Origin of the sequence: Nocardia callitridis, assembly GCF_039543305.1 — a bacterium.
In the GTDB taxonomy this organism is placed as follows: Bacteria; Actinomycetota; Actinomycetes; order Mycobacteriales; family Mycobacteriaceae; genus Nocardia; species Nocardia callitridis.
Genome location: NZ_BAABJM010000002.1, coordinates 1,758,889 through 1,771,063, shown reverse-complemented (window position 1 = coordinate 1,771,063; position 12,175 = coordinate 1,758,889). Strand labels below are relative to the sequence as shown.

Genomic DNA, 12,175 nt, shown 5'->3' with positions numbered 1-12,175 from the left:
CCGCGCCGCCGCTAGTCACCTGCTGATACGGACAATTCGACGTGATGTGGTCGACGTCCGCGTCTCGAACGTATCAATTGGTCCTGTTGTCACAGCTTGCGCGCTGCGGCCTCGATCATGTTCGCCGAATCGCGCGGACTCAGTGCCATGGCACGCAATTGGTCGAACATCACCCCGAAGCGGCGGATTTCGCCGTGGCCTTCGATCAGCTCGTCGCCCGCGATGCCTTCGATGTACACCAATTCGGGGTCGGCGGGATCGGGAAAATCAAGCAGGGTGAACGGCCCGCCCATGCCGGGATGCGCGCCCGCGTCGAACGGCAGGATTTGCATGATCACATTCTTGCGTTTGGTTTCCTGGAGCAGTCGTTCCAACTGTCCCTGCATGGTGACGGGGCCGCCGACCATGCGCCGGATCACCGCCTCGTCCATCACCACCCACAATTCCAGTGGGTCTTCCCTGGTGAGCACCGCGGCGCGATCCATCCGTGCCCGCGCGCGACTTTCCATCATCGATGCCTCGAGTTTCGGCATCGAGGTGTCGATGACCGCCATCGCGTACTGATGCGTTTGTAGCAGGCCAGGCACGGTGGCCGTCTGATAGTGGCGCGCCGACAATGCCTCGGATTCGAAATTGATATACGCGGCGTACACCTCGGAGACGCTGCCCTCGTAGGCACGTGACATACCGGGTTTCAGTGCGTCGGAGAGCAATTCGACCGCGTCCTCACGCTGCGCGTCGCTCACGGCGTACAGGTCGAGCATCGCCTTGAGCGTCCTGCGCTGTGGTCTGGCCTGCGCGGTTTCGATCCGGTACAACGTGGTGACATTGATCCCGGTCTTGGTACTGACCTCTTCTTTGCTCAGTCCCGCGGTCTCGCGCATCTCGTGCAGCATGGCCGCGAGTCGCCGCAATCGGACGGTCAGGACGGTGCGCTTGCCTGCCATGACTACAACCCTTTCGCCTTTGCGTACTACTCGAAAAGCATGACCGGCGTGATCGCGGGTGGGGCGCAATTGCGCCGAACGAATGCCGCGCGCGGTGTGATTCACCGAGTGTAGTTGCCACCGACGTCAGCTCAAATCTACGGTCGGCGCCCGTGATTCGTCGCGTTTTCGGCGACGAATGGCGCGAACCGGGGGTCTCCCTGATACTTCCTGGTTCTCGTCTCCCTCCGCAGAGGGAGACGAGATCACCGTGGAAGGTGATGATCCAGGCCGGTGTTCGTCCTTACGATGACGGTCGTGCGCCTACCTCCCCGTGTCGACCGTTGTCGCGTCCTGGTCGTCGCCGGGCTGTGCGCGCTGTTCGTCTGGGTCGGTGTGGCGCCCGCGTGCGCGGACGCGCCGTCGTCGGCCGGGGACATCTCGGTCGCGCAGACGCTGGGCGAGCGCGAACTCACGGTGGTGCTGCGCAGGGTGACCAGCGTGCCGGGGCCGTTGCAGGTCGAAATCGTCACGCACGCGGGAAGTCCCGAAGGGCGCCTCGCGCTGACGGTGACGCCGACGGGTGCGACGACGACGGGTGCGGATGCCGCGTCGGTCGGCGTGCCCGCCGACCGCTCCGAGCTCGAGCTCGCGGGCGCGCCAGGCGCGTATACGACTGCGCTGCACATGAATCGGGTCGGACCGTGGGAACTGTCGATCGATGACGGTGTGCGGGTCGCGCGCATCCCGTTCGTGGTGCCCGCGCAGGTGAGTACGCCGCCGGAACGACTGGTCTACGGCGGGTTTCTGGTGGCCGGGCTATCGCTGCCGATCGCCGCGGTGGTGGCGTTGCGTGCCCGGCGCACCGGGTGGGCGCTGATTCCGGCGGCCGGGGTGGTGGCGGGTGTCGCCGTGGCGGTGACCGCGGCGCTGCTGTCGGCCTCGCTGCCGTTGCCGCCGCAGCCGGGCGAACAATTGGATCCCTCGGTGGGCAACGTCAGCGACCCTTACGCCTTGAACAAGCCACTGACCTCAGATTTCTCCAGGCCGCCGGTGATACTCACTGTCGCGAGCGCGCCGTTGACAGCGGGCAGTCCCGGTGAACTGGATCTGGTGTTGACCGACTCGGCGACCGGTGGACTCGTCGATGATCTGCTGGTGCACGACAGCGCGCTGATGCATTTGCTCACCGTGAGTCCGAGCGGGCGGCTCTCGCACCTGCATCCGATCAGGACCGGCCCCGGTCGCTACCAGGTGCGCATCGCCTCGCCCGAGGCCGGACGCAATGCGCTGTCGGTGGAGCTGGTGCGGCGCGGTGGCGGTGTGCAGATGGTGCGTGCGGCAACGGGTTTCCTGGTGCAGGGCGGTGCTCCGACGGCGGCGGCGACGCCGGTCGGACTCGGCGCCGACCGCATGGTGACAGCGGCACAGGTCGGAGGGGAGCCGGTGACGCTCAGGACAACAACCGCGCCGATAGCGGGAGCCCCGGTGACGCTCACGGCCGGATTCGGCGACGCCAACGATCTACAACCGTGGCTCGGCATGGTCGGCCACATGATCACGGCCGGACCGGTACCCGAAGGTGCCTCCGATATCGCTGCCGCAGTACATGACTCACCGATCTGGGGGCACGCGCATTCGATGGGTCCCGCCGCGATGCCCGGCATGCCCGGCCACGGCGCGCACGAACACGGCGGCACCGACGCGGACGCACAGGACGGTCACGGAACCGACCCCGGAACGAAAGATCACGACGAGCACGGCCCACGTCGCGGCACCGACGACCAGCCGGGCATGGATCACGGTTCAGGCGTGCACGATCACGACGACGGCGACGGGCGTGGTGGTGCGGGAAGCGCTGACGACGGGAACTCGCACCACGGTGTGCACAGCCGTACTGATGTCACCGACCAGCCAGGAAGGGGTCGTGTGTCCGACGCAGTCGACGGATACGCCGGTGCGGGCAGGGACGGTGGCATGAATGCCGAGGGTCGCGGTGATTCCGGTGTCCCCGGCCCGCCCGGCACCGACCATGGCATGCACGATCATCAGGGCTCGGCGACCGAAAGCGGTGCGGGAAAAGAACACGGCGGCGATACCGCCGCTTCCGGACGTGGGGAGATGCTGATGCCACCGGTCAACGGCGACAGCGCACCCGACGAGACGGTGGCCGCCTACGGTCCCGATGTCTCCTTCACCTATACCTTCCCGACCGAGGGGCAGTACCGGCTGTGGATTCAGGTGGAACGGAACTACCGGATTCTGACCGTTCCCCTTGTGCTCGAGGTCGGCGCGGCACCCGGTGGCCAGCGATGACGGTTCAGGAGCCGGGCCACGAGGGGGACACCGTGCGGCGCAGGGGTTTTCGACGGCCGATGCTGTTTGTCGGCGTTCCTGTCGGCGTGGTGGTCGTAGTCGTAGCCCTGGTGTGCGCGGTGTGGCCGAGTTCGAGTCGGGGCTTGGTCTTGCACACCGGTACCGCGCGGCACTCGGTGAGCGTGGCCGTGGCCGATCCTCGGGTCGGCACCTCCGATATCGAGGTCACCGTGCACTCGCGCGCTGGCGCATCGCTCGATGACGCGCAGGTGCAGGTGCGCGCCGACCAGGTGCTGATGGGTCACGGGGGCGCGCCGGTATCCGCCGCACCCGTCGGCTCCGGCCGATTCCTGGCCGAAGCTGTGCCGCTGATGATGACCGGGCAGTGGGAGATACGGGTGTCGATCCAAGCGGAAGAGGGCGCCGACAACGTCACCCTGCCGCTGTGGGTCGCGGGCTGAACGTCACCGAGACAACACGAAACAGCCCGGGCAATGACCAGAGGAAGGACCGTCAGTCATGAGCACTGAGACCTCATCGGCGAGGCAAAAACGCGCGGGACCGGATATCGAAGTGTCGGGCGGCGGCTCCGACGACAGCGTCGCCGCACGGGCGGGGGCGTGGGTGGTGGTGCTCGGCACCGCCGTCACGCTGGTCGGCCTGAGCTGGGATATCCAGTGGCACAACGATGTCGGACCCGATACGTTCTTCACCCTGCCGCATCTGCTGCTGTATTCGGGCAGTGGAATCTCTGGCTTCGCCAGCCTCGCCATGGTGCTGATCACCACCGCGGCGCAGCGCGCGGGCCGACCGGTGCCGCGCCTGGGTGGCGCGCCCGTTCGGGTGTTCGGGGGCGCCCTCACCGCTCCGCTCGGCTACATGGTCGCCGGGGCCGGCGGTGCGCTGTTCCTGCTCTACGGCCTGCTGGACTTGCAGTGGCATTCGATCTACGGCTTCGACGCGGTACTCGACACCCCGTCGCATGTGGCGTTGTTCCTGTCGATCACGACCACGATGATCGGCAGCATCATGGTCTTCGCCGCGCATCGTGATCATCGATGGGGTCGGCTCGGCATCGTCGTCGCGGTGCCGATCCTGATCGCGTTCGCGCCGGTCACCTGCAAGGGTTTGGACAATCTCGACCCACCGGTCGACGCGATGATCCTGGGGCTGGTGCTTTTCGGGCCGATGCTGTTGATCGTCGGTGCCGCGCTGCTGGCCCGACCGGGCGGCGCGGTCGCGATCGCGGTCGCGATGGGGATCGTGCAGGCTGCGCTGTGGTGGTTTTCGCCGTGGGCCGCGCATGTCTACGCCGACGCGGTCGGGTTGCCGTTGCGTGACGGGTTGGTGCAGCGTCCACCGTCGCTGCCGGGCATCATGCCGATGTTCCTGATCGTCGCGGCCGTGGCCGTCGAGGTGCTGTTCTGGCTGGCGCGTTCACGCGGGTTCCGACCCGAACGCATGATCCTGGTGGCGGGCGTGGTGACCGGGGTGATCGTGGGGGCTACCTTCCCCTTGCAGATGACACTCACCAATGCCATGTCCTCCCTCGACTTCGGCATGATCGCGAAGGTCACGATCATCGGTATTCCGCTCGGTCTGCTCGCCGGATATCTGGGCGGTCGCTGCACGGCCATGTTGACCGCGCCGGTTCGGGAGGTCGTGTGATGACGCTGCTACGCAGGCTCGGTGTGCTGGTACTGGCCGCGGTGACCTTGTCGTTGGTCGCGGTCGGCCCGGCGTCGGCTTACGCGCCGGTCGGCGTGGTGCATACCGAGCGGGTGCAGGCCGGGCCCTATGGGCTGACCGTCGGGTTCTCCACCTGGCCGGTACGGGCGATGCAGTCGCTGGACTTCACGTTCATGCCCGACGGCGGGATCGCCGACAAGTCGGGAACATTGCGGCTGAGTGGGCCCGCGATCAAGCGTGGTCGTGCGGAGAATCCACTCGTGCGTCATCCGCGCAAGCGTGAATCGTGGGGCCTGGATATTCAGGCGCTCGATGATCCCGGCAAGTACACCTTCACCTTCGCCATCGACGGTCCGCTCGGGCACGGCGAGGGCGCGCTCGCCGACCTGGCGGTGCTCGATCAGCCGGGGCCGCCGCTGCCGCTGAGCTGGACGATCAGCCTGCTGCCCTTACTCGGACTCGTAGTGTTTCTCGGGATCGCATGGCGCAGAACCCGGCCGGGTCGGGTGCCGTTGACCCTCTGAACCGCGGCCCGCGTCATTGAGGCGGGCGAGTGTCGAATGCCGTTGGGGGCGTTCGACACTCGCCCGCCTTTTGGCTGTCTGTGCGCTCCGGGAACACCTGGTAAGCACAACCTACATTTGCCTGACCAATAGTGATAGGCTATGTGATACTGTCGTTTCGCGAGTCGCGAACTGGGGCTCCGGGGTCGAACCGATGGGAAGTTCCGTGCGAAACACAGTGAATGGAGCAAACACGCAGTCGCGGGTCTACGACCTGGTGGGTGTCGGATTCGGGCCATCGAATCTGGCACTGGCGACCGCGGTGCATGAACACAACGAGACCGCCGCCGAGCGGATCGATGCGGTGTTCTTGGAATCGAAGCCGCAATTCGGGTGGCACCCGGGAATGTTGTTGCCCGGCTCGGCGATGCAGATCTCTTTCGCCAAAGACCTGGCGACACTGCGTGATCCGCGCAGCGCGTTCACCTTCTTCAATTACCTGCACGAACGCGGTCGGATCGTCGACTTCGTGAACCTGCAGACCTTCTTCCCGAGTCGTCGTGAATTCTCCGACTACCTGCAATGGGCAGCCGACCGGGTCGCGGTCGAGGTGCGTTACGCGACCACGGCGGTGCGCGTCGACTGCGGCGAAGATCGCGTGACGGTGACCTGCGAAGGCCCGCAAGGGGTTTCCACCGTGGTCGCGAAGAACGTCGTGCTCGGCCCCGGCCTTGCCGCCGTGCTGCCGGAAGGTATCGCACCGGGTCCACGCGTCTTCCACAATCACAATCTGCTCAATGAACTCGGTCAGGTGCCGAGCCATCCGCACGGCCGCTTCGCGGTGGTCGGTGCCGGGCAGAGTGCGGGCGAGGTGCTGCGGTACCTGCACACGAGTTACCCCGAGGCCGAGGTGCATTCGATCTTCTCGAAGTTCGGGTTCACTCCCTCCGACGACAGTCCGTACGCCAACCGGGTTTTCGACCCCGACACCGTCGACCGGTGGTTCGGCGCTTCGGAATCGGTGCGCGAGCGCATGCTCTCCTATCACCGCAGCACCAATTACAGCGCGGTCGATATCGAGCTCATCTCCGACCTCTACCAGCGTGAATACGAGGAATCGGTGGCGCAGCGGCGCAGGCTGTATGTGCACAACGCGAGCGAGATCGAGCGCGTCGTCGAGGGCTCGGACGGTGTCACCATCGACCTGGTCGACCTGATGGACCGCAAGCAGACGGCGCTACACGTCGACGCGGTCGTCTACGCCACCGGGTTCCGCGCGTTCGATGTCACCTCGATTCTCGAATTCGACGGTGCGCCTGGGGCTTCGGTGCGACCGGAGGTCGGCCGCGACTACCGGTTGTTGTTGCCGGACGGCTACGAGTGTGGCGCCTATGTCAACGGTGGCGTCGAGGATTCGCACGGCTTGAGTTCGTCGCTGTTGTCGATCGTCGCGGTTCGTGCCGCGGACATTCTCGGATCGATCCGCACGCACGCACGCGCCGTCGTCGGCTGAGCGGTTTGCCCGATCGGTCCCTTGACAAATGGGACCACTTGTACGATTACTCAGGATAGGCTAACTTCTGAATGTTCGACCGGACGTGATTTGCCACTGTGTCACAGCGGTGATCGACGTTCGAGGGCGGCTTGCCGGGCCACCGCGTCGAACCATCCCGACGGGCCGAGACGCGCTGGTGAACTCGGTCGATCTACAGAAGGAACGACTCGCATGAAGATGAGGAAAATGGCGGCGGTCACGCCGTTCGCGATCGCCGCGGTGGTGCTCGCCGGAAGCGGTGTGGCGAACGCGGTCCCGGCGCCGGTGGCGCCTCCAGGCGGAATCGCCACCCAGATCATCCCCGGCGCTGTGAACTACACGGCGACCAACAACGAGAGCTCGGCCATCATCACCACCGACGCGGGCACGCTCGCGGTTCAGGACGGCAAGTTCGAGATCCGTTCGGCTTCGGGCGAGCTGGTCGGCGGCACGCCGCTCGAGGTCAACGTCGAGGACATCGCGATCCCGTTCGACGCCGACATCCAGGGCAACACCGCCACGCTGAGGCCCGCGATGGACCGCGCGTACTTCAAGCCCGCGGCCTCCGCGCCGCAGGAGATCGCGTCGAAGACGCCGGAGGACCGCGAGTACGAGGCGTGGAAGAAGTTCGGTAGCAGGCTCTCGCCCGGTGTCGCGGTCGGCGCACTGGTCGGCACGATCGGCTCCGCCACCGTCGGTTGTGTGCTCGGCGGTGTGCTCGGTGGTGCGGTGACCATGCCGATCGCCATGCTGCTCGGCGGCGGCCCTGTCGCGGGTTGCATCGCGGGTGCGGTCTTGCTCGCGCCGGTCGGCACCATCGCGGGTGCGTTGCTGGTCGGTGTTCCGGTGGCGATCGCCGCCGGTATCGAGTACTGGGACGGCATCAACCGTCCGTTGGCTCCGCCGGAGGCCGGTGGTCCCGCCGCCTGATTCGGATATCGAAAGAAGCGGCGGGCCCGATCTTCGGGTCCGCCGCTTTTCGTCGAATGGACTTAGCCTGTACTTTTTGTAGGTAGCAATGTAAGTGACGTGGTCAGGAGGACGCCATGGCAGCGATCGCTGCCGACGCCGACCACACCGTTTCCGGGCGGTTGGCGCCGCTGCTGCGTCCGGTCCTCGGCATACTCGTGGTCTCGGTGGTTCTCCAGTCGCTCGTCGCGGTCGCGACGGTGCTCGCCTTCGTCGGCCTCGCGCGGATTCTCACCGCTCTCGTCGAATTCGGTCCGGCCGCGGATGTTCGTGGCTGGACGATCACCGTGCTCGTCGCCTTGTTCGCGGCACCACTGGCGCACGCGGCCTCCTTCGCACTGAGCTTCGCGGCCAGCCGCAGGGTCGAATTCGCCGCCCGGCGCGATGTTGTCGCCCATCTCGAACAGGTGCCGCTGGGGTGGTTCGCGCGCAACGGTTCGGCGCGGGTGCGCAAGACCGTCGGCGGCGATATCGGGTCGCTGAGTCTGCTGGTCGGCGAGAGCATCCCGATGCTTCCACGGTTCGTGCTCACCACCGTGCTCGCCGCGGGTTACCTGCTGTGGGTGGACTGGCGGATGGCGCTGGTGGTACTCGCGCCCGCCGCGATCACGACCGCCATCCTGACCAGGCAGCGCAGCGCGCAGTCCGCCGAGGACGCCGAGCACGAGGACGCTGCCCGCATGCTTACCGCGCGTACCACCGAATTGGCGCAGGGTATCCCGGTGTTCAAGATCTTCGGACGCGCCGAATGGGGCACCGCGCGCTTCGACGCCGCCGCCGACCGCTTCGCCGAAAGCTATCTGCGTGCCGAAGCCGCCGAGGCGCGGCGCACTCGTGTGAGCGCGATCCTGTCTTCCTGGATCGTCACCGTCGGTTACACCGCCGTGGTCGGCACCGTGTTCACCGGCGTGGGCTGGATTGACGGCGTGGCCGTCGTGCCGTTCCTGCTGTTGGCGTGGATCGTCTCGCGCGGGGTGTGGTCGGTGCCGATGGTGCTGATGATCATTCGCAAATCCCGTGCCGTCGCGACCGGTGTGGGCGAGATCTTTGCCGAGCAGACCCTGCCGCGCTCGTCGGTGTCGTGCGACCCCGTCCACGAGGAGCCGGAAGTCGAGTTCGACGATGTGCGCTTCGGTTACGGTCCCGATTCCCCGGTGCTGCGCGGCATCGACCTGCGGCTGCCGCGTGCGACGGTGACGGCGGTCGTCGGCGCTTCCGGCTCGGGCAAGTCGACCATGGCGCGCCTGATCCCGCGCTTCTGGGATGTCGACGGCGGCGTGATCAGGCTGCGCGGCCACGATATTCGCGACTACCCACCGGAGGAGCTGTACCGGTGCGTCGCCTTCGTCTTCCAGGACCCGCAGCTGTTGCGCCGGTCGATCGCGGACAATATTCGCCTCGCGCGCCCGGAGGCGACGCTCGCCGAGGTCGCCGCCGCCGCGACGAGCGCGCGCATCGCCGCGCGCATCGATCGATTGCCACGGGGGTACAACTCGGTGATCGGCGAGGACGCGCGACTGTCCGGCGGTGAGGCGCAGCGCATCGCGATCGCGCGCGCCATTCTCGCCGACGCGCCGATCCTCGTCCTCGATGAGGCCACCGCCTCCGCCGACCCGGAATCGGCGGCACAAATCCAGGACGCGCTGTCGAACCTGATGGCGGACAAGACGATTCTCGTGATCACCCACCAACTGCGCTCGATCGTGCACGCCGACCGCATCGTCGTCCTCGACGACGGCCGGGTAGCCGAAACCGGCACGCACACTGAACTACTCGCGGCCAACGGTCGTTACGCGCGACTGTGGGCGAGTACCGAGCACGACCATGACTCGCTGAGAAACGATAACGCGCACGGAACGCTGTCGAGCGTCGCCCAGGGGGTGACGGTGCTGTGAACACAGTGTTTTCGGCGCTACGGCCTGTGCTGTCCGCGACCGCGACTGAGGTCGGGACCGGGACGGGGGCGGCGACTGCGACCGGGACGGCGACTGCGACCGGGACGGCGACCGCGCCCGCGGCTGGGACTGGGACTGGGGCGGCGCCCGCGGCTGGGACGGGGATCGCGCCCGCGGCTGGGGCGGGGACCGCCACTGGGACCGCGAGCGCGGCCGGGACCGTGACTGGGACCGCGAGCGCGGCCGGGACCGTGACTGGGACCGCGCCCGCGGCTGGGACTGGGACCGCGCCCGCGGCTGGGACGGGGACCGCGCCCGCGATTGGGACTGGGACCGCGATGGCGACTGAGGCCGCGATGGTGATCCTGCTTGTGCCTGAGACCGCACCGGCGACAGTGCCTCGGATGCCTTGCGCCGCAACGACCGTGATCGACGGGAACCCGGCCGACGCGGCTACGCCTGCCACCGCGGTGCGGAGTACGTGCCGTGCGGCGGTAGTCCGGCCGCGCGGAGTCTGTGCCGATGACTCCGTCGCGCAAGGGGTGCTGTCGCGATGATTCAGATTCCCGAAGGGGTCGCCGGGGCGGCGACGGCGGCTCGACTGCGGCGCTGCTACGGCTTGATCGTCGGTTCGGCGCTGCTGGAGGGCCTGTGCTTCGCGGTGTTGGTTCCGCTGCTGTCCGCGCTGATCGAGCAGCGTTTTCCCGCCGCGTGGTGGTGGGCGGCCACCTTGGCGGTGCTGCTGGTGGTCGCCGTCGGCGCGAACAGGACGGCCTCCGCGCGGCAACGTGCGGTAAGCGGGGAGACCGTCGCCGACTTGCAACACCGGTTGGCCGCGCATGCCGTGCGACTGCCGCTGGGCTGGTTCTCGCCCGCCAGTGCCGACGCGTTGACCAGGCTCACCGGCGATGCGGCGCGCATGCTCGCGGCGGCGCTGAACGGTGTTGTCGCGGTGAATATTCGGGCCGCGACCTGGGCGGTGGTCGTGTTGCTCACCTTGCTCGTGCTGGATCCGACCACCGGTCTGGTCGCCGCGGCCGGCCTGGCGGTGCTGGTGGTGCTGCACTTCGTGGCGGCGCGGCTGCTGCGCGGTGCCACCGCGACCGGGAACACGGTCACCGAGCGGATCAATGGCGAGCTGGTGGAGTTCGCGCAACACCAAGCGGTGCTGCGCTCCTGCGGACAGACGGCACGGGCGAATACCGAAGTCCTCGACGCGTTGCGCCGCGCCCGCGCCGCATCGGCCGCCTACTTCCGCGGCGCCATCATCGGCGCGGTCGCCTTCCAGCTGGGTACCGCGCTGCTGGTGGCCGCGGTGCTGCTCACCGTCTTGGTGCGGACCGATGGTTCGGGTCTCGGTGTGCCCTCGGCGGTGTGCGCGACCGTGCTCGCCGCCATGCTCACCGATTCGGTCGCCGCACTCGGGCGTACCGGCAGCGTCATCTGGGCGGCCGAACGCACACTTGCCGAGGTCGCCGCCATCATCGCGACGCCGGCGCTGGCCGAACCGGACGTCGCGCCGGTGCCCACCGACTCCTCGATCGCGTTGCGCGGGGTGGCCTTCGGTTACGAATCCGGACGCCGTGTGCTCGAGGACATCTCCTTCGACGTACCGCAGGGCTCGATCTGCGCGATCGTCGGCCCGTCCGGATCCGGCAAGACCACGCTCGCGCGCCTGGTCGCGCGGTTCTGGGAAGTCGAGTCCGGTTCGATCACGCTCGGCGGCACCGACATTCGCGAGCTGCGCGCGGCGGATCTGCTTTCGCGCATCTCGATGGTGTTCCAGGACGTGTACCTGTTCGACGCGACGATCCGGGAAAACGTGTTGCTCGCCAAGCCGGACGCGACCCCGGGGCAGCTTGCGGAGGCGGCCGCGCTCGCGCGGGTGGACGAGATCGTCGCGCGGCTGCCGCAAGGTTGGGACACTCCCGTCGGCGAGGTCGGTTCCGCACTGTCGGGTGGTGAGCGACAACGGATCTCGCTGGCACGCGCACTCCTCAAGGACGCGCCGGTGGTGCTGCTCGACGAGGCCACCTCGGCGTTGGACACCGAGAACGAGACCGCGATCAGGGCGGCCACCGCCACCCTCACCGAGGGACGAACGGTCCTGGTGATCGCGCACCGCCTCGACACGGTGCGCGCCGCGGACCGCATCGTCTTCGTCGAGGACGGTCGCGTAGCCGAAACCGGAACGCACACCGAGTTGCTGGCTCTCGACGGGCGATACGCGAGCTTCTGGAACGAGCAAAACAGGGCGCAGCGGTGGCAGATCCGCGCGGGAGCAGGAACGTGAACGGACCCCTCGGAAACATCGAATCGAACGGCCACTCCGGCGCCGACGCG

The 12,175-nt window shown here is 67.6% G+C and carries 9 protein-coding genes; 8 read left to right on the top strand and 1 reads right to left on the bottom strand.

Going from position 1 to position 12,175, the window contains the following annotated elements; genetic code table 11:
- Positions 1–89: 89 nt before the first annotated feature.
- A complete protein-coding gene (locus tag ABEA50_RS16800; RefSeq protein ID WP_345496331.1) occupies positions 90–947 on the bottom strand; it encodes a helix-turn-helix domain-containing protein in 858 nt (285 codons plus the stop codon).
- Between the two features lie 297 nt (positions 948–1,244).
- On the opposite strand from ABEA50_RS16800, the gene ABEA50_RS16795 reads away from it, so the two are divergent.
- From ABEA50_RS16795 to ABEA50_RS16760, 8 genes are all read left to right on the top strand, one after another.
- Positions 1,245–3,242, top strand: coding sequence for a GumC domain-containing protein (locus ABEA50_RS16795; protein WP_345496330.1), 1,998 nt, complete (start codon positions 1,245–1,247; stop codon positions 3,240–3,242).
- Positions 3,239–3,703, top strand: a complete 465-nt coding sequence (locus tag ABEA50_RS16790; protein ID WP_345496329.1) for a FixH family protein — start codon at positions 3,239–3,241, stop codon at positions 3,701–3,703. Before ABEA50_RS16795 ends, ABEA50_RS16790 begins: the two co-directional genes overlap by 4 nt.
- Positions 3,704–3,761: 58 nt before the next feature.
- A complete protein-coding gene (locus ABEA50_RS16785; protein ID WP_345496328.1) occupies positions 3,762–4,910 on the top strand; it encodes a hypothetical protein in 1,149 nt (382 codons plus the stop codon).
- Positions 4,910–5,455, top strand: coding sequence for a hypothetical protein (locus ABEA50_RS16780; RefSeq protein WP_345496326.1), 546 nt, complete (start codon positions 4,910–4,912; stop codon positions 5,453–5,455). Before ABEA50_RS16785 ends, ABEA50_RS16780 begins: the two co-directional genes overlap by 1 nt.
- 217 nt (positions 5,456–5,672) lie before the next feature.
- Complete coding sequence (locus ABEA50_RS16775) at positions 5,673–6,947, top strand: lysine N(6)-hydroxylase/L-ornithine N(5)-oxygenase family protein (protein WP_345496325.1); 1,275 nt, start codon at positions 5,673–5,675, stop codon at positions 6,945–6,947.
- A gap of 213 nt (positions 6,948–7,160) precedes the next feature.
- The gene (locus tag ABEA50_RS16770) at positions 7,161–7,898 is read left to right on the top strand and encodes a hypothetical protein (protein WP_345496324.1); all 738 of its coding nucleotides are present in this window, start codon (positions 7,161–7,163) and stop codon (positions 7,896–7,898) included.
- A 116-nt stretch (positions 7,899–8,014) separates the two neighbouring features.
- On the top strand, positions 8,015–9,832 hold the full coding sequence (locus tag ABEA50_RS16765; protein WP_345496323.1) for an ABC transporter ATP-binding protein: 1,818 nt from the start codon (positions 8,015–8,017) through the stop codon (positions 9,830–9,832).
- A gap of 553 nt (positions 9,833–10,385) precedes the next feature.
- On the top strand, positions 10,386–12,125 hold the full coding sequence (locus ABEA50_RS16760) for an ABC transporter ATP-binding protein (protein WP_345496322.1): 1,740 nt from the start codon (positions 10,386–10,388) through the stop codon (positions 12,123–12,125).
- The last annotated feature ends 50 nt before the right edge of the window (positions 12,126–12,175 follow it).